The 21589-nt window shown below is 62.5% G+C and carries 19 protein-coding genes; 15 read left to right on the top strand and 4 right to left on the bottom strand.

The features are described from left to right. Positions 1–13: 13 nt before the first annotated feature. On the bottom strand, positions 14–1540 hold the full coding sequence (locus AC1RUK_RS24700) for an ABC transporter substrate-binding protein (protein WP_481838563.1): 1527 nt from the start codon (positions 1538–1540) through the stop codon (positions 14–16). Between the two features lie 108 nt (positions 1541–1648). Next, positions 1649–3223 carry a phytoene desaturase family protein gene (locus tag AC1RUK_RS24695; RefSeq protein WP_481838564.1) on the bottom strand — a complete coding sequence of 525 codons (1575 nt, stop codon included), beginning with the start codon at positions 3221–3223 and terminating at the stop codon, positions 1649–1651. Between the two features lie 119 nt (positions 3224–3342). Here AC1RUK_RS24695 and AC1RUK_RS24690 point away from each other — a divergent pair, with 119 nt between their 5' ends. The 15 genes from AC1RUK_RS24690 to AC1RUK_RS24620 all read left to right on the top strand — a co-directional run bounded on the left by AC1RUK_RS24690 (position 3343) and on the right by AC1RUK_RS24620 (position 18958). Continuing rightward, entirely contained in the window at positions 3343–4134 is a 792-nt protein-coding gene (locus AC1RUK_RS24690; RefSeq protein ID WP_481838565.1) for a cyclase family protein, read from the top strand. Between the two features lie 161 nt (positions 4135–4295). Then, positions 4296–5867: a phytoene desaturase family protein gene (locus AC1RUK_RS24685; protein ID WP_481838566.1), complete on the top strand. Its 1572-nt coding sequence runs from the start codon at positions 4296–4298 to the stop codon at positions 5865–5867. Then, complete coding sequence (locus AC1RUK_RS24680; protein ID WP_481838567.1) at positions 5867–6349, top strand: MarR family winged helix-turn-helix transcriptional regulator; 483 nt, start codon at positions 5867–5869, stop codon at positions 6347–6349. Before AC1RUK_RS24685 ends, AC1RUK_RS24680 begins: the two co-directional genes overlap by 1 nt. Positions 6350–6395: 46 nt before the next feature. After that, positions 6396–8549, top strand: coding sequence for a thiamine pyrophosphate-dependent enzyme (locus AC1RUK_RS24675; RefSeq protein ID WP_481838568.1), 2154 nt, complete (start codon positions 6396–6398; stop codon positions 8547–8549). Continuing rightward, entirely contained in the window at positions 8542–10134 is a 1593-nt protein-coding gene (locus AC1RUK_RS24670) for an indolepyruvate oxidoreductase subunit beta family protein (protein WP_481838569.1), read from the top strand. Before AC1RUK_RS24675 ends, AC1RUK_RS24670 begins: the two co-directional genes overlap by 8 nt. An 84-nt stretch (positions 10135–10218) precedes the next feature. Further along, a complete protein-coding gene (locus AC1RUK_RS24665) occupies positions 10219–10485 on the top strand; it encodes a GCG_CRPN prefix-to-repeats domain-containing protein (RefSeq protein ID WP_481838570.1) in 267 nt (88 codons plus the stop codon). A gap of 586 nt (positions 10486–11071) precedes the next feature. Beyond that, positions 11072–12715, top strand: a complete 1644-nt coding sequence (gene ccoN, locus AC1RUK_RS24660) for a cytochrome-c oxidase, cbb3-type subunit I (RefSeq protein ID WP_481838571.1) — start codon at positions 11072–11074, stop codon at positions 12713–12715. Between the two features lie 3 nt (positions 12716–12718). Beyond that, positions 12719–13456, top strand: a complete 738-nt coding sequence (gene ccoO / locus AC1RUK_RS24655) for a cytochrome-c oxidase, cbb3-type subunit II (protein ID WP_481840129.1) — start codon at positions 12719–12721, stop codon at positions 13454–13456. Beyond that, positions 13453–13623, top strand: coding sequence for a cbb3-type cytochrome c oxidase subunit 3 (locus AC1RUK_RS24650; protein WP_436170631.1), 171 nt, complete (start codon positions 13453–13455; stop codon positions 13621–13623). The genes ccoO and AC1RUK_RS24650 overlap by 4 nt, the downstream gene beginning before the upstream one ends. After that, on the top strand, positions 13614–14495 hold the full coding sequence (gene ccoP, locus AC1RUK_RS24645) for a cytochrome-c oxidase, cbb3-type subunit III (protein ID WP_481838572.1): 882 nt from the start codon (positions 13614–13616) through the stop codon (positions 14493–14495). The genes AC1RUK_RS24650 and ccoP overlap by 10 nt, the downstream gene beginning before the upstream one ends. Then, the gene (locus AC1RUK_RS24640) at positions 14492–14722 is read left to right on the top strand and encodes a hypothetical protein (RefSeq protein ID WP_436170633.1); all 231 of its coding nucleotides are present in this window, start codon (positions 14492–14494) and stop codon (positions 14720–14722) included. Before ccoP ends, AC1RUK_RS24640 begins: the two co-directional genes overlap by 4 nt. Before the next feature lie 28 nt (positions 14723–14750). Next, a complete protein-coding gene (locus AC1RUK_RS24635) occupies positions 14751–15536 on the top strand; it encodes a DUF2189 domain-containing protein (RefSeq protein ID WP_481838573.1) in 786 nt (261 codons plus the stop codon). A gap of 37 nt (positions 15537–15573) precedes the next feature. Next, positions 15574–17865 (top strand): cation-translocating P-type ATPase, encoded by a 2292-nt coding sequence (locus AC1RUK_RS24630; RefSeq protein ID WP_481838574.1) that lies wholly within the window; start codon positions 15574–15576, stop codon positions 17863–17865. Continuing rightward, positions 17862–18008, top strand: a complete 147-nt coding sequence (gene ccoS / locus AC1RUK_RS24625) for a cbb3-type cytochrome oxidase assembly protein CcoS (RefSeq protein WP_436170636.1) — start codon at positions 17862–17864, stop codon at positions 18006–18008. Before AC1RUK_RS24630 ends, ccoS begins: the two co-directional genes overlap by 4 nt. 473 nt (positions 18009–18481) lie before the next feature. Next, entirely contained in the window at positions 18482–18958 is a 477-nt protein-coding gene (locus AC1RUK_RS24620) for a histidine kinase (protein WP_481838575.1), read from the top strand. 17 nt (positions 18959–18975) lie between these two features. Here the strand turns inward: AC1RUK_RS24620 and ppk2 are convergent, their stop codons facing one another. Both ppk2 and AC1RUK_RS24610 read right to left on the bottom strand, forming a co-directional pair. After that, the gene (ppk2, locus tag AC1RUK_RS24615) at positions 18976–19800 is read right to left on the bottom strand and encodes a polyphosphate kinase 2 (protein ID WP_436170638.1); all 825 of its coding nucleotides are present in this window, start codon (positions 19798–19800) and stop codon (positions 18976–18978) included. Between the two features lie 48 nt (positions 19801–19848). Then, positions 19849–21528, bottom strand: a complete 1680-nt coding sequence (locus tag AC1RUK_RS24610) for a SulP family inorganic anion transporter (RefSeq protein ID WP_436170639.1) — start codon at positions 21526–21528, stop codon at positions 19849–19851. Positions 21529–21589 lie beyond the last annotated feature (61 nt).

Here is a 21589-nt window from a genome sequence, read left to right as displayed (position 1 = left end):
GTCTATGCCGCTATCAGGCCGGGGTCATCAGCGCCGGCAGCAGCGCGCCGGACACATGCTGCACGACATTGACGCCCTTGGCATGCACGATCGGCTGCGCATACTGGATCAGCGGCAACACATAGGCCTGCTCGGCGATGTATTTGTCGACCGCCTTCCAGCCGGCGATGCGCTTGGCCTCGTCCTTCTCGCCCCACAGCGGATTGATCATGTCGATCAGGTCCTGGCTGTCCCACACCGAATGCGGGCTCGGGCCATACATGGCAAAACCGGTCGACGTCGTCGGATCGCCGATGGCGTTGCCCCAATTGTAGAAGGCTGCCGGCGCCAGCTTGTCGGCGGCACGCAGCTCGTAATGCTTGGCGATCTCGTAGACCTCGATCGTCGCTTCGATGCCGACCTTGCGCCACATGCCGACGATCGCCTGGATCATCTCGTAGTCCTTGGGCTTGAAGCCCTTGGTCGTCTGTATCGTGAACTTGACCGGCTTTTCCGGCGAATAGCCGGAAGCGGCCAGCAATTCCTTGGCTTTCTCCGGATTGTGCTCGACCTTGATCGAGGCATCGAAGGCCGTGTATTCCGGCGTCTCCAGCGTAGCGATCGACTGGCCATAGCCGCGCAGAAGCCGCTTGACCAGAAGCTCCTTGTCCACCGCCATGACGGCGGCCTGGCGGACATTCTTGTCCAGCATCGCCTCGATGTCGTTGAAGAAGATCATGCCGATGTCGGACACGTTCTTGCACGAGCCGGCGAGCCCGTCCTTGGCGATCAGCCGGTCATACTCTTCATAGGGGATTTCGAGCGTCACCTGCGAAGAGCCGGACTCGATTTCGGCAACGCGGCTCGCCGCATCGGTGACGAACTTGATCGTCACGCTCTCGAAGGCTGGCTTATCGCCCCAGTAGTTCGGATTGGCCTTGAGCCGCAGGAAGGCGTTGCGCTCGAATTTGTCGACCATATAGGGGCCGGTGCCGATCGGCGCCTTCTCAAAACCTTCAGCGCCGACCTTCTCGTAATAGGCCTTCGGCATGATGTAGCCGGTCAGGAACGACATCCATTTGAAATACACCGGGTCGAACTGCACGACATCGCCGGTGATCTTGTTGCCGTCGATCTTGAAGTTGTTGACGTTCTTCCAGACGAACTGGATCGGGTTGCTGGTCTTTTCGTCGCCCGCCCGCTGCAGCGACCAGACCACGTCCTCGGCGGTGAACGGCGAGCCGTCATGCCAGGTGACGCCGTCGCGCACCGTCATCATGATCTTGGTGCGGTCTTCGTTCCAGCCCCATTCGGTGAGCAGGCCCGGCGCGAAGGACAGATCCGGCTTCTGCGGGATGAACTGGTCGAACACCGACTGGTAGAGGCCCTGGATGGTCGGGTTGACCGCCGAAGGTCCGGTCGTCGGGTCCCAGGACGGCAGGTTGACGTTGTAGGCGATGGTCAGTTCGCCTGCCGCCCTGGCGATCTTCGGCAGGCCGAGTGCGGTCGCGCCGATCGCTGCCGCGCTGTATCCGAGCAAGTCTCGTCTGTTGATGGTCATGGTAGTTCCCCTGTTGGTTTTGTCTGCGCGGCGTCGTTGTCGTTCGCTGGGTTCAGGCTCCTTGGGCAATCGCGCCTTGCCCTCCTTCGCCCTGGAAATTCTTGGATCCTACCTCCCGCCAAGTTGTTCAGCGAGCATGAAGCCCGAGGCCGCGCCGGTGCCGGCGCCCGGCCATGTCGCAGCACCCGTCAGGTGCAGATTGGCGACCGGCGTGTTCCAGCCGGTATAGCCGCGCGCCGGACGGAACAAAAAATTCTGCGCCAGATGGTGGCTGCCACAGATCTGGTCGCCGCCGACGAGATTGGGATTCTCTCGCTCGAGGTCGAGCGGCGAGAACACGGCGCGGCCGAGGATCTTCTGGCGCAGGCCGGGTGCGTAGCTCTCGATGATGTCGAGCACGCGCTCTGCATAAGCGCTCTTCACCCTGTCCCAGTGGTCGGGCGCGATCTTGCCGGCCGCATCGCCAAGAATTTCGGCCGGTAGCATCCGCACCTGCACCCAGAGCACATGCTTGCCCTCGGGCGCCCGCGACGGATCGACCGCCGTCGGCTGGCCGACGACCAGAACCGGCTCGTCCGGCAGCATGCCCGCCATCGCCTGCTGATAGGTGCGCGACATGGCGTCGAGTGACTGCGAAAGATGCACATAGGCGAATTGCCGAAGCTCGGCCCCGGCGCGCCAGTCGGGCAGATCGTCGAGCGCCAGATGGACCATCATCGTGCCCGGCGCATACCGGAATTTCTTCATCGCCGCATCGAAGCCGGCATCGCCGGAACCTTCAGGCAGCAGCTTGCCGGTAAGCGCCTTCGGCGCCACCCCGGCGATGACCGCCTTGCTGGCGATATGAAAATCCCCCGAAGCGAGCCGTATGCCGGTCGCACGGCCACCGGCGATCGTGATCTCCGCCACCTCGGCTCCGGTGGCGATCTTGCCGCCGGCCGCTGTGACCATGCCGGCGAGCGCACGGATCATCGTGTCGGCGCCACCTTTGCCGAGCACCATACCGAAGCTCTGGTTGGCCATCGATTCCAGATAGGGGAAGACGGCTCCCCCGGCGATATCGGGCGCGAAGTCGAGATGCATGCCCCACGCAGCGAGTGCGGTCCGGACATGCGGGGATTCGAAAGTCTCCTCGATCCACGCGCGGGGCGAGGAAAGCAGCAACCGCCCAGTGTCGAGCGCGCCGGAAAACCCCTTCTTGCGCCACAGGTTCCAGGCCGTGCCGGCAAGGGCACGTGCGCTCATCGGCGAGCCCAGCAGGCGGAACAGGTGCTCGGCCTCCCCGAGGAAAGCCGCAACCAGCTTGCGCCATGTGGCCGCATCGGCGGCGGAGAAGGCGGCGATGCGGGCGGCGGTCTTTTCCAGATCGCTGCTGACGCCGAACCAGCGTCCGTCCGGGAAGGCGCTGGCGAAACAATCACCGACCGGGGCGAATTCCAGCCCATGGGTTTTCAATTCATTTGCATATTTCCGGTGAAAGGCCGAGCCGGCGAACAGGCTCAGATTCATCGCGCCGAAATCGTGGCGGAATCCGGGAAGGGTGTATTCATGGGTCTGTACGGCGCCACCGATTTCTGCACTGCGTTCAAAAACGGCCGTTTTCCAACCCTTGACCGCCAGATGCGCGGCGCATGCCAGACTGTTGTGGCCTGCCCCGACAAAGATGGCGTCGAACTCGCTCACGCCCCAAACCCATTTCCTTTATGCTTAAAGATAATTGCAGATGCATATGTTTTCGTCTAGTAGGATATTAAGGGCCGAGACGAGCCTCGATCATCATCGACAAAGAGGGAACTGAGATCATGGACACGCAGAAACTCCTCGGCGAAGTCGCCGGCCAGTTGCTTTCAGGCGGCATCAAGGTGGTCGACCTGTCGGCGCCGCTCGGACCCGACACGCCGCTGATCAAGCTGCCGCCGGAGCTTGCCGTCGACACGCCGAAGGTCGAGATCCACTCGATCTCCCGCTATGACAAGAACGGTCCGTGGTGGGCCTGGAACTGGCTGAAGCTCGGCGAGCATTCGGGCACGCATTTCGACGCGCCGCAGCACTGGATCACCGGCAAGGATTATCCGGACGGCGCCACCGACACCATTCCGGCCCAAAATTTCGTCGGCCCGGTCAATGTCATCGACTGCTCGAAGGAAGCCGCCGCCGACCACGATTTCCTGCTCACCGTCGACCACATCAAGGCATGGGAAGCCAAGCACGGCGCCATCAATGCCGGCGAGTGGGTGGTGATGCGCACCGACTGGTACAAGCGCAACGGCTCGGAAGCCGAATTCCTCAACGCCAACGAGACCGGCCCGCACACGCCGGGCCCGACCGCCGAAGCCATCCAGTTCCTGATCGGCAAGGACATCAAGGGCTGGGGCAGCGAGACGATCGGCACCGACGCCGGCAAGGCCGGCGGCATGGAGCCGCCATTCCCGGCGCACACGTTGATGCACAAGGCCAACCGCTATGGCCTTGCCAGCCTCTGCAACCTCGACCAGCTGCCGCCGAAGGGCGCGATCCTGATCGCCGCCCCGCTCAAGATCGAGCACGGCACCGGCAGCCCGATCCGCGCGCTGGCCTTGGTGTCAGGGAAATAGGGGCGAGGAGGCGGTCTTCGGGAGAAGATCATGGCGAAGGTGGCAGTGACGGCTGATCTCCCCCCGTGTGGGGGAGATGTCCGGCAGGACAGAGGAGGGCGCGAAGGAACGCTACCCCGCGCACTTGAACCCCACCTGATGCCGGCGGGGAGCAGCCGACAATGAACGCGCCCGATCACATCATCGTCGGCAGCGGCATCAATGCCCTGGTTTGCGCGGCGATGCTCGGCGCCAAGGGCGCCAAGGTGCTGGTGCTCGAGCGCAACGACCGCATCGGCGGCTGCATGCGCACCGAGGAGATCACCGCACCCGGCTTCGTCCATGACGTGATGGCGACAACTTTCGTCCTGTTCATCACCTCGCCGGCCTTTGCTTCACTGGGCAAGGATCTGGCGCGGCATGGGCTGGAATTCTGCCACACCGCCACGCCCACCGGCGTGCTCAGGCCAGACGGCAGCCATGCCGTGCTCAGCACCGACCGCGTCGCCAACGTCGCGGCGCTTAACAAGATTGCGTCCGGCGACGGCGACTGTCACGGCAGCGACGTCGGCGGCATCGAGCGCAATGCCGGCCTGTTGTTCGGCCTGCTCGGCGGCAGCCTGTGGTCCTATCCGACGGCCAAAATGCTGGCTGGCGACGCCTGGCGGCGCGGGCCGCACGGTCTTGCCGCCTTTCTCGGCGAGGCGCTGGTGCCGGCGCGCAGCTGGCTGGAAAGCACCTATCAATCCGAAACCATCCGTGCGCTTTGGGCGCCCTGGGTGCTGCATGCCGGTCTCGGACCGGAAGATGCGTTTTCCGGTCAGATCGCCAAGGTCATCGCCTTTGCGCTGGAGGTCGCCGGCGCGCCGATCGTGAAGGGCGGGGCGAAGAACCTGCTTTCAGCCTTCGAGGCGCTGATCACCGAGCAAGGCGGCGTCATCTCCACTGAATCGGACGTTGCTTCCATCATCCTGGATGGAGGCCGCGCCACCGGCGTGCGACTGGCTTCGGGCGAGATGGTCCACGCGAAGAAGGGCGTCATCTGCTCGGTCACGCCGACCCAGCTCTACGGCCGCCTGCTTGGCAAGGATGCGCCGGAGGCGTCTGCCGAAGCCGTGCGGAACTATCGCTATGGCAAGGGCAACTTCCAGATCCACTATGCCCTGGACAAGCCGCCCGCATGGCGCGGCGAGGGTCTCGACAAGGTCGCGCTGCTGCACCTGACGCCGGGGCTCGATGGCGTCTCAAAAGCCTGCAACGAGGCGGTGCGCGGTCTGCTGCCGGAGGTGCCGACCATCTGCGTCGGCCAGCCGCATGCACTCGACCCCTCGCGCTGTCCGGACGGCAAGGCGATCCTGTGGCTGCAACTGCCCGAGGCGCCCAGGCATATCAAGGGCGATGCCATCGGCAAGCTGCAGGCTCCGGCCGACGGCCAGTGGACCGCTGAGCTGCGCGAATCCTATGCCGATCGCGCCGAGGCCATCCTTGCCAACCATATCGACGGGTTCAAGGAGAGCGTCATCGCGCGCCGCGCCTATTCGCCGGCCGACCTCGAAGCGATGAACATCAACCTGGTCGGCGGCGATCCCTATGGCGGCTCCTCGACCATCGACCAGTCGTTCCTGTGGCGGCCGTTCAAGGCCAGCCGCAACCACGACACCGGCATCAAAAGCCTCTACCACATCGGCGCCTCGACCCATCCCGGCGCCGGCCTGGGCGGCGGCTCCGGCTACCTGCTGGCGGGGAGGCTGTGATGGAACAGAAGGTTCCGGAAAAACGCCAGCGCATCTCCACCCTTGGCGAGATCGGCCTGCAGCAATTCGCGCCCTATCTGATGAACCGCATCATGGGCCGCTACAACGCCACCTTGCGCGAGGATTTTCGCAAGCAGGGCCTGACCATCCCGCAGGTGCGCACACTGGCCGTGCTGTCGGTCGCCGACGGCGTCACCGTCAATGACCTCTCGGTTTACACCGTCATCGAGCAGTCGACCTTGAGCCGGACGCTCGACACGCTGGAGGGACAGAGCCTGGTGCGGCGCGAGCAGGGTGTCACCGACAGCCGCTTCCGTCATGTGTTCATGACCGACGAGGGCCGCGCTCTGTTCGCGCGCGCCTGGCCGGCCATGCATGACGCCTTCGAGGCGATGTTCGACGGCGTCGATGACGCCGAATATGCCGCGCTCATCGCCACGCTCTTGAAGATGCTGAAGAACATCCGCAAGCACGACATCTAGACCTACGCGCCGCCAGCGCCCGGCGGTAACGGAAGGAGTAGAAAAAATGGCCGAACGGTCTTTTGCCAAGGAAGTCGAAAAGCTGAGGCTCGGCGCCGGCGAGGAATTCGCGGGCGAAGGCATCCTCGCCATCACCAAGGCGTTGCTGCAATGCGGCGTCGGCTATGTCGGCGGCTACCAGGGCGCGCCGATCAGCCATCTGATGGACGTGCTGGCCGACGCGCAGGACATTCTGGGTGAGCTCGGCGTGCATTTCGAGGCGAGCGCCTCAGAGGCCACCGCCACCGCCATGCTGGCCGCCTCGGTGCATTATCCGATCCGCGGCGCGGCGACCTTCAAGTCGACCGTCGGCACCAATGTCGCCTCCGATGCACTGGCCAACCTGGCATCCGGCGGCGTCACCGGCGGTGCGCTGATCATCGTCGGCGAGGACTATGGCGAGGGCTCCTCGATCATGCAGGAGCGCAGCCATGCGTTTGCCATGAAGAGCCAGGTCTGGCTGCTCGACCCGCGCCCCAATTTGCCGTCGATCGTCAAGGCGGTCGAGGACGGCTTCGAACTGTCGGAGGCCTCCAACACGCCGGTCATGCTGCTGGTGCGCATCCGCTGCTGCCATGTACATGGCCATTTCATCGCCAAGGACAACAAGCGGCCGCCAATGTCGGTGGCCGATGCGCTGGAGGCGCCGCGCCGCGACACCGGCCGCATCGTGCTGCCGCCCGCCTCCTTCCTGCACGAGAAGGAAAAGGTCGCCAAGCGATGGCCGGCGGCGGTCGATTTTATCCGCAAGAACAAGATCAACGAGATCTTTGGATCGGACCACGGCTCGGTCGGCATCGTCATGCAGGGAGGCATGTACAATGCGGTCATCCGCGCGCTGCAGCGGCTCGGCCTTGCCGACACCTATGGCGACACCGACGTGCCGCTCTATGTGCTCAATGCCGTCTATCCGCTGGTCGATGACGAGTTCCTGTCCTTCTGTGAGGGCAAGCAGGCCGTGCTGGTCGTCGAGGAAGGCCAGCCCAACTACATCGAGCAGGCTTTTGCGGCGATGCTGCACAAGGCCGGGCGCGGCACCAGGCTGGTCGGCAAGGAGCATCTGCCGATGGCCGGCGAATACACCGGCCAGGTCATGCTCGACGGCATCGGCTCCTTCCTGCGCGCCGAGGCTCCGCATCTGCTGCCTGGCGACGTGCGCGCACCGAACAAATCAGGCGAAGGCGTCGACACCGCCGACCTGATCAATGTCGTTCCAGGACGACCGCCCGGTTTCTGCATCGGCTGCCCGGAACGGCCGATCTTCGCCGCGACAAAACTGGTCGAACAGGAGCTCGGCAAACACCACATCGCCTCCGACATAGGCTGCCATCTGTTCTCGATCATGCCGCCCTTCGAGCTCGGCGCCACCACCATGGGCTACGGGCTGGGGCCGGCCTCGGCCTCGGCCTTCAATTCGCCCGACGCCAAGCGTCGCTCGATCTCCTTCGTCGGCGATGGCGGCTTCTGGCACAACGGTCTGACCTCCTCGATAGGCAATGCGGTGTTCAACAAGAACGACGGCGTCATCGTCATCGTCGACAATTTTTACTCCGCCGCCACCGGCGGCCAGGACATCCTCTCGTCCCGTGCCGGCAACAAGACGAAATCGACCAAGCATCCCATCACCGAGGCGGTGAAGGGCATGGGCGTCAAATGGCTGCGCCACATCGACCGCACCTATGATGTCGGCAAGATGCAGGACGCTTTGCGCGAGGCGCTGACGACCGAGGAGAGGGGGCCGAAGGTCATCGTCGCTTCCTCGGAATGCATGCTGAACCGCCAGCGCCGCGAAAAGCCGCTGGTCGACAAGGCGATCAAGGGCGGCGAGCGTGTGGTGAAACCGAAATTCGGCGTTGACGAGGACATCTGCACCGGCGACCACGCCTGCATGCGGCTCTCCGGCTGCCCGTCGCTATCGGTGAAGTCGCTCGACGATCCGCTGCGCGACGATCCGGTCGCACATATCGACCAGAGCTGCGTCGGCTGCGGCAATTGCGGCGAGGTGGCCGATGCGGCGGTGCTTTGCCCGTCCTTCTACCGCGCCGATGTGGTGCACAATCCGAGCCGCTGGGATCGCTTCCTCGAAAGTTCGCGCCGCGCCGTGATCGGCCTTATGCAGCGGCGTCGCGAAAGCCGTCGTTTGATGTTCGCCGATGCTTGACCACAATGCCCCATTGCGCCCGAAGGCGGGCGCCACAAAAGACGAGCGCGTCATCAAGCTCGCGGTGCTGGCCGTCGGCGGCCAGGGCGGGGGCGTGCTGGCCGACTGGATCACCGACGTCGCCGAGCGCAACGGCTACGTCGCCCAGTCGACCTCGGTCGCCGGCGTCGCCCAGCGCACCGGCGCCACCATCTACTATGTCGAGATGGCGCGCGACACCGGCCGCTTGCCGGTCTTCGCGCTGTCGCCGTCGCAGGGCGATGTCGACATATTGATCGCAGCCGAACTGATGGAGGCCGGCCGCGCCATCATCAGGGGCTTCGTTACGCCCGAGCGCACGACGCTGATCACCTCCTCGCACCGCATCGCCGCCGTTTCGGAAAAGATCGAGCCCGGCGACGGCCGCGCCTCGTCGACGAAGGTGCACGCGACGGCGGAGGTGGCAGCAAAACACTTCATCGCCTTCGACATGGAAAAGATCGCTGCCGAGAACGGCACGATGATTTCGGCCAGTCTGCTCGGCGCGCTGGCTGGTTCCGACGCGCTGCCGTTCACCCGCGAAAGCTACGAGCAGGCGATCGGTGCCGGCGGCAGGGGCGTGAAGGCCAGCCTCGCCGCCTTCGGTGCCGCCTATGATCGCGCGCGCGGCATCGCCGGCGCTGCTCCCTCGGGCGAAACGGCTGAGATGCCGGCCGCTCCCGAAACCGGTTCCGGCGTGGCGGCGAAGGTGAGCGGGCCGGAAAGCCTGCTGCAGGGCTGGCAGCAACTGGCTGCCCGCATCGATGCTTTGCCGGCGCCTGTTCGCGACATGGCGCTACGCGGCCTGAAAAAAGTCGTCGACTATCAGGACATCGCCTATGGCAGCGAGTATCTTGACCGTCTCGACCGGGCGGTCGCGCTGGACGATGCCGGCCGTTCCTATGCGCTGTCGGTCGCCGCCGCAAAGCATCTGGCCAATGCCATGTGCTACGACGACATGATCCGCGTCGCCGATCTCAAGACCCGCTCGACCCGCGACAGGCGGGTGCGCAACGAGGTCGGCGTCAAGGATGGAACCGTCCTGCAGGTGACCGAATATTTCCACCCGCGCATCGAGGAGTTCTGCGGCACGTTGCCGGCGGGGCTGGGCAGCTACATCGAAAGCCGGCCGAAGCTCGCCGCCTTCCTCGACCGCCGCATCAACCGCGGCCGCCACATCCGCACCGACAGCTTTGCCGGCTTTGCAGCACTCTGGTTCATCGGCGGCCTGCGCCGCTGGCGCCGCAGCCTGCTGCGCCACAAGGTGGAGGTCGCGCATCTGGAACGCTGGTTCGAATTGGCGCTCGACCATGTTCGCGCAGACTACGCGCTGGCGGTCGAAATCCTCAACTGCCGCCGGCTGATCAAGGGCTACAGCGACACCCACGCCCGCGCCCAGTCCAAATTCGACCGTGTGCTCTCGGCGCTTGATCTGGTGAAGGGCCGCTCCGACGCCGCCGACTGGATCCGCCGCCTGCGCGAAGCGGCGCTGAAGGACGAGAAGGGCGACATGCTCGACGGCGCGCTGAAGACCGTGGCGACGCTGGACCAGAGCCTCGACCGCTAACGAATTTGTGATTGTCTCGTTCACCCGGCATTCAGCCGCCCAGGTGCTGTTTCATCGCGGGGGTGAACCATGGAGACCACAGTCATGCTCACCAAACACATCCTGCCTCTCGCATTGGCGGCTGGCACTTTGATGCTGTCCGCCGCCGGCTCTCAGGCCATGCCAATGGCAAAGCCCACCGCCGCCCCGCTCCCCATCGAAACTGTCGGCTGGAGATGCGGTCCCCGTTGGCACATGAACCGCTGGGGCAATTGCGTGCCCAACCGGTATGTAAGGATCCGGCCCATCCGCCATTGGCATCCCGGCCTCTGGCATCACCACCGCTGGCACCCGGGCTATTGGAGCTTTTGACAACTGACTGAATGCGGCGCCCGCGTCGGAAACGGCGCGGGCGTTTTTGCCGTCAGGCAGACCGGGATTGCAGGCTGAAGCAAGTGGTGCCGCTTAGGTGACTCGAACACCTGACCCCATCATCTACAAAACTGTACTCACCGTTGCACAACCCCTTGCAAGTCAGGCATTTGGAGCGCTCGAATCGACCGAGAGAGGGCTTTGGGACATGAAACGAGACACAACGACCCATCGTCGAGCTTCGACCATGATGCGTCCCTCGCGCGCACGCGTGAGTGTCCGGAATGTTCGGAATGCCCAACCCGTTCCCTGGCGGAACGGGCGACATTCAGGCCGGCTGGGCATCGTCGTGACCTGACCCGTAGGTGACATTCGACGACGTTATGGGGAACGTCCGCTTTTTGAACCTAAGACTGCATCTAAACCGTTAGCGGTGCGGTCCGCCATCAAGTGGAACGGATAAGGCAGCGGGAACTCAAACGGCGGTTTCGGGCCGCTGAAGCTATTCTGGACAACGCAGTAACAAGAGGATCATAATAAGGGCGCTTCGGCACATCTGTGTTCAACCAAAGGGGGGACACTTGATATGGTCGCACAGCTCACAGCAGGCGAACGTCAGCTTGCAATCATGGTTCTCATGCTTATTGCGATCGCTGGCCTGGCGATGGCAGCAGCCGGCCGAGCCGACCCCCTCGGCGTGCATGGCTTTATCATTCTGGCAATTTGCGGCGGTCTCATCTTTGTCGTGCTCGGCGCGTATTACGCACCGGAGCCGTCTCCGGAACGGCTGGAGCATTACTATGACGACCCCAGCAAGGTCGGCATTGTGCTTGCGATGGCTTGGGCGGTGGTCGGCATGTTCCTCGGCGTCTGGGTCGCAAGCCTGCTCGCATGGCCGGACCTGACCTTCGACGCCGCATGGGCGAGCTTCGGCCGCCTGCGCCCCGCCCATACCAGCGCCGTCATCTTCGGCTTTGGCGGCAACGCGCTGATCGCTACCTCCTTCCACGTTCTCCAGCGCACGTCCCGGGCGCGGCTACCGGACCAGTTCAGCCCATGGTTCGTGCTCATTGGCTACAATCTGTTCTGCGTGGTAGCGGCGACGGGCTATTTCATGGGGGTGACCCAGTCGAAGGAATATGCCGAGCCGGAATGGTATGCCGATTTCTGGCTGGTCATCGTCTGGGTGACGTATTTCGCCATCTACATCCGCACGCTCGCGCGGCGGAAGGAGCCCCATATCTACGTTGCCAATTGGTACTATATGGCCTTCATCCTGGTCGTCGCGATCCTGCACATCGTGAACAACCTCGCGGTTCCGGTGTCATTCGGGCATGCCAAAAGCTATTCCGCGTTTTCGGGCGTCCAGGACGCGATGATCCAATGGTGGTACGGCCACAACGCCGTCGCCTTCTTCCTTACGGCAGGCTTCCTCGGCATGATGTACTACTACCTTCCGAAGCGGGCCGGACGTCCGATCTTTTCCTACAGGCTCTCCATCATCAGCTTCTGGGGCATCACCTTCATGTATATGTGGGCGGGTTCCCACCACCTGCATTACACAGCCCTGCCGCAGTGGGTTCAGACCCTCGGCATGACGTTCTCGCTAGTGCTGCTCGTGCCTTCCTGGGCATCGGCCGGAAACGCGCTCGCCACGCTCAACGGCGCCTGGCATAAGGTTCGTGACGACGCAACGCTGCGCTTCATGATGGCCGCTGCGGTTTTCTACGGACTGACCACATTCGAGGGGTCGTTCCTGGCTATTCGCCCCGTCAACTCGCTATCCCACTACACTGACTGGACCGTCGGACACGTACACGCCGGCGCGCTTGGCTGGGTCGCGCTGATAACGTTCGGTTCGATCTACTGTATCGTTCCGTGGCTCTGGAAGCGCGAGCGCATGTATTCGGCGCGGCTGGTCGAAGTCCATTTCTGGTTGGCCATTATCGGAACGGTTATCTACGCCTTCGCGATGTGGAACTCCGGCATTCTGCAAGGCTTGATGTGGCGGACCTACAACGAGAACGGAACGCTGACCTACTCCTTTGTGGAGTCCATGGTCGCCATGCATCCTTACTACATCGCCCGCGCCTTTGGTGGTCTGCTGTTCCTGCTTGGCGCTATTGTCGGCTCCTACAACATCTGGATGACGATCCGTGGCGAGCCGGAGACTGCCTCGGAGTCCGCGGACCTCCCCGAGCCCAGGCTCGCGCCCGAGCCGGCGGAGTAGGACGTGGCCGAGTTCCATCGCAAAATCGAACGCAACGCCATGGGCTTCGTGCTCGCCATCGTCGCGGTCGCCAGCATAGGAGGTTTCGTCGAGATCGCCCCGCTGTTCACGATCGACGACACGGTCGAGAACGCGCCGGACATGCGGGTCTATACCCCGCTGGAGCAGGCCGGGCGCAACATCTACACGCGCGAGGGTTGCTACGCCTGCCATTCTCAAATGATCCGGACACTGCGCGACGAAGTCGAACGCTACGGTCCCTATTCGCTCGCCGTTGAATCGAAATACGATCATCCGATGTTGTGGGGATCAAAGCGCACAGGCCCGGATCTGGCCCGCATTGGCGGAAAATATTCCGACGCCTGGCAGGTCGCCCATCTGGTCAACCCCCGCGACGTCGTTCCGGAATCGGTCATGCCGAAGTATGGTTGGCTGCAGCGCAACGCACTGCGTATCGACGACCTCGGCGAGCATCTGGTCGCTCTCAGAGACGTCGGCGTTCCCTACACCGATGACATGATCGCCAACGCGACCCAGGATGCGCTCGGCCAAGCCGCTCCGGACGGTGATTTCGCAGCCGGCGTTGTCAAGCGCTACGGAAAAGCAACGCAGGTCAGGGCTTTTGACGGCGATCCGGCGACCATTACCGAAATGGATGCGCTGGTCGCCTATCTCCAGATCCTTGGCCACCTGACCGACGCTGCCCACAACCAGGCGGCAGCCGCGGAGCCTGCAACATGATCCTCGACCATGACACCATCGTCGCCTTCACGAAAAGCTGGGGGCTGTTCTACCTGATCGCCATGGCAGTTGGCGTCCTGATCTATGTTTTCTGGCCTGCGAACTTAGGGCGGTTCCACCAGGCGAAGAAGAGCATCCTCGACGAGGACGACAAGCCATGGAAGTAGGCGAACGCGATTCCGTCAGCGGCCAGTTGACGACGGGTCATGAATGGAACGGCATAAAGGAGCTCTATACCCCGGTACCGCGGGTAGTGATTTTCTTTCTGATCGTGACTACCCTTTTCGCCGTCGGATACTGGATTCTCATGCCTGCCTGGCCCTTGGGCCGGACATACACGAAGGGCCTTCTCGGGATTGACCAGAAAACGACAGTCGAACGCCAGGTTCAAGAGGCCACCGCCGAACGCACGGTATGGACGAAGCGGATTGACGAGATGGATTTCGCGGCGATCAGAGCCGATCCGGCACTGATGGAAACCGTGCGCGAAGCCGGAGCGACGCTTTTTAAGGACAATTGCGCGGCGTGCCACGGAGCCCGTGGCATGGGAGGTAAGGGTTTTCCCGACCTGACAGCAGCCGCGTGGCTATGGGGCGGCAATCCAGAAACGATCGCCGAAACGCTGCGCGTTGGGATCAATTCAGCGCATGAGGATACACGGACCTCGCAGATGCTCGCCTTCGGCCGTGACGCTATCCTCAGCCTACCGCAGATCAACGACGTGCGTGCCTACGTTCAGTCTCTCGGCGGGTCGACCGAAACGACCGTCGCTTCGCCTGAAGCCGTTTCTCGCGGAAAGGAAGTCTTTGTCGCGAACTGTGTCGCCTGTCATGGAGAGGATGCCAAAGGCAAACAAGACCTAGGCGCTCCAGACCTCACCGATGCCAGCTGGATCTATGGGGGCGATAGCCAGTCGATCCACACGTCGATCTATTCGGGGCATCAAGGACAGATGCCGTCCTGGGAGCAGCGCCTTTCGACGACCCAACGCAAGATTCTAGCGCTTTATGTCCTGTCACTTTCGGAGAAGGGATCGTGACGGTCGCCGCTGAAAAAACAGAAAGGGGGATCGCGCCACGGGCATTCTGGCGCGGCAAGGCCCTGGCGATCCTCTTGGTTGCCGTTGGACTTGCCACTTTCGCCGTTGCAAACGGACATTTCCTCTACGTGGCAATCATGTCGCAGCCGGACTGCGTTCCACACAGCAAGGTGTCACGATCCGCCATTCCGGGAGGCCTCTACCAAGCCGCCGATCCGGCTTGCTAACGAACCAAGGGCAGGAAGGAACATCGCAATGGGCAATGTCGATCTGGCGTCAGCGGATGGCCCCATCTTCGCGGAGGCCCGCAATCGCCATCTTCCCGCCGGCGCCGCCCTCGGCTGGCTGCGCGCCGGTTGGCGTGACCTCATGGCAGAGCCTGGTTCCAGCCTTGCCTACGGTCTCGCTGTGTTCATCGTTTCAGTCGCGATCGTCGCAGGACTTTTCTTCCTCGGTCTCGACTACATCCTGTTTCCCGCCATCGCTGCCTTCATGGTCGTCGGTCCGCTTGTCGCCATCGGCCTCTACGAAAAGTGCCGGCTGATCGAGGTCGGCGAACCAGTTTCGCTGCGGCGCATGATCTTCGTCAGGCCGACCTCCGGCGCCCAGGTCCTGTTCACCGGTGTCATCATGCTGGGGCTGGCCTTGCTGTGGATGCGCGCCGCCGTCATTCTCTTCGCGCTGTTCTTCGGTTTGCGGCCGTTTCCAGGCCTCGACCATGTTGCTTCGATGCTGTTCACCACGGGCATCGGTTGGGCCATGCTCGTCACGGGCACCGTCGTCGGCGGGGTTTTCGCGGCGTTTTCCTTTGCGATCAGCGTTTTCTCCGTCCCGATGCTCCTCGACGAGCGGACGGACGCTTTTACGGCAATGGGCATGAGCATTTCCCGCGTCTGGAACAATCGTACTGTAATGATCACTTGGGGCGCGATTGTGCTTGCGCTGAGCGCGATCGGCCTGCTGACGGCAATGGTCGGCCTGATCGTCGTTTTTCCGCTGCTCGGGCACGCTACCTGGCATGCCTACAAGGCGATCAAATGACCTCGGTTGTGCTCAGTCTGCGAAAGGCTGATGGCTCATGAGCTGTTGCGCGCCTGGTGCCGAGGGTGCCTTGTCGATCGCAGGGATCGATGATCGGTCGAACCCGGCGGACGAAATCCGCCTGGCCAGCCGTGATCTCGGCAGCGGCACCCGCCAGATCGATCTTTCGGTCCCCGGTGTCCATTGCGCGGCCTGCATCGCATCGGTCGAGAGAACCCTGTCGACACTGCCCAGTGTTGAATTTGCCCGCGTGAACCTGTCCATGAGGCGGGCCACCGTCACTTGGCGCGCAGCCGAAAACGGCGCGCCCGATCTGATCGGGGCTCTGCGCGCCGTCGGCTACGATGCACATGTATTCTCGATCGAATCCGATCGGCGCGATCGTGAGTATTCGCGGCTCATCCGGGCGCTCGCCGTTGCCGGGTTCTCGGCGATGAACATCATGCTTCTGTCCGTATCTGTGTGGTCAGGCGCCGATGCGGGCACACGCCAGGCCTTCCACTTGATATCGGCGGTGCTTGCGCTGCCTGCGATGATCTACTCGGGGCGGATTTTCTATGCCTCTGCGTGGTCCGCGCTTCGTCACCGACGGACCAACATGGACGTGCCTATATCGGTCGGTGTTACGCTTGCCTTCGCGCTTAGCCTTTACGACACCGTCCACAACGCACCTCAGGCATATTTCGATGCTGCGACTTCGCTTCTGTTCTTCCTGCTGATCGGCCGTACACTCGACCATGTAATGCGCGAAAAGGCGCGCTCGGCGGTGGCTGGCCTGGCCAGGCTGGCGCCTGCCGGCGCAAACGTCATCGAAGCCGATGGCCAGCGGCGCTACGTGCCGGTTGTCGAGATCGAGCCCGGAGCGTCCTTACTCGTTGCCGCTGGTGACCGAATCCCTCTCGACGGGGTGGTGACGGAAGGCGTTTCCGAACTCGACTGCTCGCTGGTTTCGGGTGAGGCCACACCCAAATACGCCGGACCTGGGACCACGCTCCAGGCAGGATTGATGAACCTTACGGGTCCGTTGACGGTCAGGACCATTGCGCGTGCGGATAACTCATTCATTGCCGAAATGGTCCGGATGATGGAGGCAGCCGAAGGCGGACGGGCGCGTTACCGCCGGCTGGCCGACCGGGCCTCCGCCCTCTATTCTCCGGTGGTTCACGCAATCGCCCTGCTTTCCTTCCTCGGCTGGATTTCAGCCACAGGGGACTGGCACGCATCCATCACGATCGCTATCGCCGTCCTGATAATCACCTGCCCCTGCGCGTTGGGCCTTGCCGTGCCGATCGTCCAGGTCGTGGCCGCGCGCCGTCTCTTCGAGAAAGGCATCATGGTCAAGGACGGCTCGGCGCTGGAGCGGCTTGCCGAAGTCGACACGGTGCTCTTTGACAAGACCGGAACGCTGACGCTCGGAAAGCCTCGGCTTGTCAACGTCCGCGACATCGAACCGTCTGCCTTGGGGACGGCGGCGGCGATCGCCGCCCGTTCCCGGCATCCAATGTCTGTTGCCATCGCTGACGCTGGACAAATGGGCGGGCAGGCATTTCCTGAGTTTGACCGGATTTCGGAACATCCGGGCTGTGGACTGGAAGCGCGTGCGGGAAAAGATATCTATCGTCTCGGCCGACCGGACTGGGCGCTTGGCCGCAAATCCGCAAATTCCGATAAACGCGCATTCTCCGTTTCGCTCCTCGTCAAGGACAGCGCGCCGTTGGCCAGCTTCGTATTCGAGGACGGCAATCGTCCTGATGCACGAGAGACGGTCAGTCGGTTGCAGCGGCACGGCCTTGCTGTCGAAATCCTCTCTGGGGACCGACGAATCGTCGTTGAGGAACTGGCGTCATCTCTCCGGATCGACAGCTTCATGCCGGAACTGCTTCCTTCCGGCAAAGTTGCGCGCATCGCCGAGCTGAGCAAGGCCGGAAGCACGGTTCTGATGGTCGGCGACGGCCTGAACGATGCTCCGGCGCTTGCGGCCGCTCATGTGTCGATGGCTCCCGCGACGGCAGCCGATGTTGGCCGCAACGCCGCGGACTTCGTCTTTCTACACGGGAGCCTTTCGGTCGTGACAGATGCTCTCGAAATCTCGCGCAATGCGGGAATCCTGATTCGCCAGAATTTCGCACTGGCGATCGGCTACAACGTCATTGCAGTGCCGATCGCGGTCCTCGGTCACGTGACGCCGCTTGTCGCTGCGGTCGCGATGTCTCTCTCTTCGATTGTCGTTGTGGCCAATGCTCTTCGCCTCGGCCCCTCTGGAAAACTGCACAGCCGGCAAGCCGCATCTACTCACGGCGACCTTCAAACGATGGCTGCAGCATCATGAGCTACCTGGCCGTTTTGGTGCCTGTCGCAATCCTGATGGGCCTTGTAGGGCTCGCCGCCTTCATGTGGACGCTACGTTCAGGACAGTATGACGATCTCGACGGGGCGGCCGAGCGAATCCTTATGGACGACGATCGAGAGTAATAAGGCAAGGAAGCCAGCGTGGCCCGGTCGAGGTGGCTACTGAATGCAGCCGCCTGTGACGGGATATGATCGTTGGTGGACATTCGCTCGGCATTCACCGATGACCGATCATGGCGCAGTGCGCCTGTTGAGTCCTTGACCTCGCAACGGCCCGAAGCTGGTAGGCAATCAGGTCTGCGCAAAGCGGAACTGCGGCGATCAAGCGACCGGTCGTCGCGGGGCATCGCTGCCGCGGCGCATTCCACCGCCTAACGAGAATTTGACCGGGATGAGCCCTCATGCGATCATCGGATGTCAGTTCTACGCGCGTTGAATAGGTGGCGCGGCCACCAAACGTGCAAGCCTGCCTCGGCCGACTACATTAAGCTGCTGACGGCCGAGGGGATGACCTGAGACATCGAACGAGATAGACGTTGGCAAAACGCCGTTCCTCATCGGTGTCGAACGCTCAACGGCTCGGGGAGGAGTAGCAAATGGCCAACATCAAAGACACAGCTTCAGACATAAATACGCCGGCGCCGAGTGCGGAACAGCTCCGTATGGCCCTCCTGCAAGAGCAAATGAAGGAAGCCGACAAGCAGGCAAAATTCCAGGCGAAACAGAATGAAGCACTTACGAAGTTCACCGATAGCTTCCTGAAGGACCAAGTGAGTGACGACGAAGTTGCAATGATTCGCCGCCTGGTGATGAACGCCGTGAAAAATGGCAAGTACGAGGCACTCGTCTACAGCTTCCCATCAGAGCTTTGCACTGACAGCGGCCGGGCTATCAACAGCGCTGATCCGCGATGGCCCGAAACGCTCCAGGGCAAGGCCAAGCAGCTCTATGAGCGCTATCAGAAGAATTCGAAGCCGAAGGGTTACAAGCTTAAGGCCATGGTTATTAACTTCCCAGGCGGAATGCCTGGTGACATCGGCTTCTTCCTCAATTGGGCCCCGCATACCAAATAGGTCTGGGGTCCACACGGTCAGAACACGTCCGGCACCACGTTGCGGGGAGTTGCATCGTCCACGAAGTTTTCGGGCCGCTTCTGTCGTTTGCTGAAGTTTGGTTTATCGAACTCGACGCGCTCATAGGGGATTGAGCTCAGGATGTGCGAAATGCAGTTGATGCGCGCGCGCTTCTTGTCGTTCGACGGCACGATCCACCAGGGCGCATGCTTTGTGTCTGTCGCACGGATCATTTCTTCGTAGGCGCGGGTGTAATCCCACCAGCGGTTGTACGATTCGACATCCATCGGGCTCAGTTTCCACTGTCGAAGGGGGTCGTCGGCCCGCTGCCGGAAACGCCGCTCCTGTTCTTCCTCACTCACATCGAGGAAGTATTTGAGCAACGTTATACCGCTTTGGACAATGGCGGCCTCAAAAGGCGGTGCCTGTTCGAGAAAGCGCCGCGCCTGCTTGTCGCTACAAAAACCCATGACGCGCTCGACGCCGGGACGATTGTACCAGGAGCGGTCGAATATCACGATCTCGCCTGCCGCAGGAAAGTGCGCGAAGTAGCGCTGCATATAGATCTGGGTCTTCTCCCGATCGGTCGGCGCCGGCAGCGCGACGACCCGAAACACTCGCGGGCTGACCCGCTCGGTCAGGCGCTTGATCACTCCCCCCTTCCCGGCGGCGTCGCGGCCCTCGAACACGATCGCGATGCGGGCACCGGACTTCTTTACCCAAGCCTGAAGGTGGGCAAGCTCAACGTGCAACCGGGCGAGCTCTTTCGAATATTTTTTCCCTCCCGATTTCTCCTCGACAAGCTCAGATACGAGGGCCAGCTTATTCTTCTTCTTACCCATGGTTTCCTCCCTTCAACACAACTCACACGGTGCAAATTCCTTGAACTGTCATGCCCGGACCTCGAACGCGTGATACGCGTCTTCGAGAATGTCGAAGACCATTTCGGAGCCAATGCGCTCGATCACGCCGGCCCGATCAAGGATTTCGCGCGCTTCGGCGTGAAGCTCCGCCAAGCCAAGACTGATCCCGCGATTGCGCAATTCGTCACATAGCTCCTCCAGCATTGCCGCTGCCGAGCTGTCGATCTGGGAAATTGCACTTGCATCGATCAGCAGCCAGCGCGTGTCGGCCGGCAATTCCCCGGCAATGGACCGCAGCCGCGATGCGACGTGATCGGTGTTGAAGAACAGCAGGCTGCCTTGAACGAGGCATACGGCGAGGCCGGGCACCTGACGGGCCTCGGGCGTTCGATGCAGTTTGTAGAAGCCGTCATGACCGGGAACACGGCCGAGCATGGCGTCGCGGGGAAACATCAGCTTGCGCAAAACATAGACCAGCGTCGCACCGATCGCGATGACGACCCCGTTGAGCACGCCCAGACCGATCGGACCCCACATCGCAATGAGGGCGAAGACGAACTCCATGCGGCTGATGCGCCAAATCTGCCTAAGGGCGGCGAAATCTATCAGGCCGATTGCAGTAGCCGCAAGAATCGCCCCGAGCGCAGGGATCGGGATAATCCTTAGGGTCGGCCCGAGAAACAGCAGTGTCGCGATCAGGGTCGCGGCAGCCACGATGCTCGTCACCTGCGAGCGTCCGCCAACGGTAAGGTTGACCGCCGTGCGCGAGTCGGAGGCCGTCACCGGGAAGGCGCCGAAAAGGCCCGCGCCTATGTTCGCAGCGCCAAATCCGATGAGTTCGCGGTTTGGATCGACCGGGTAGCCGCCTATTGCCCCAAAGCTGCGGGCCGTAATGATGCCGGCGCCGTAGCTCACGAGGAAGATCGCCGCGGCGCCGAGGGCCAACGTCTGGATCGGAAGGTCAGCGATCGCTGGCAACGACAACGAGGGCAACCCTGTCGGAATATCGCCGACTACGGCGATGCCGCGTCCTTCAAAGTCGAAGACCGCCGAAAGCACTACGGAGAGGATCACTACCAGCACTGGCCCGGGAACCGGAAAACGCATGATCCGTACGATCTGCAACAAACCGAACATCCCCAAGGCCAGCAGGAGAGACGGCCAATGTATCGATCCGGCCTTGCGCAGAAGTTCGAGGACCGGTGCTAGCAGGCCATCCGCCTCGATCTTGACTCCGGTGAAGCGACCGATTTGCCCGATCAGGATCGAAAGCGAGATGCCGATGAAGAACCCCGTCAGGATGGGACGCGACAGGAAGGTCGCAAGAACGCCGAGCCGAAGCACCCACGCAGCCAGGCAAAACAACCCCACGCCAAGCGCGAGGATTGCTGCGACCGCAGTTCGGTCCACGGCGAGCCCGACTGGCACGCTCGCTGTAACGGCAACCAAAACCGCCGCAAGCACTGTCATCGTAGCCGCGTCCGGACCGACTATGAGCTGACGCGAGGGGCCAAAGATCGCGTAGGCCACCAGCGGCGCGATACTCGCGTAGATGCCGGTCTCCGGCGGCAGGCCCGCTATAGCGGGATAGGCGATGGCACTGGGAAGCCCAACCGCAGCAACTGCAAGCCCGGCGGAGACATCGCTCCGCACCCAGCCCGGTTGATAACCGGAAAGGCTTGTAAGCACGGGAAGGCGCAAGCCCACCGAGTTTAATCCTTAGCTGGCATAGCAATTTTATTGGCTTCAAATAGTTTACCGCGTTATA

The organism is Mesorhizobium monacense (assembly GCF_056781675.1).
Note: the sequence above shows the minus strand (reverse complement) of the source record. Positions and strands in the feature narration are given on the sequence as shown.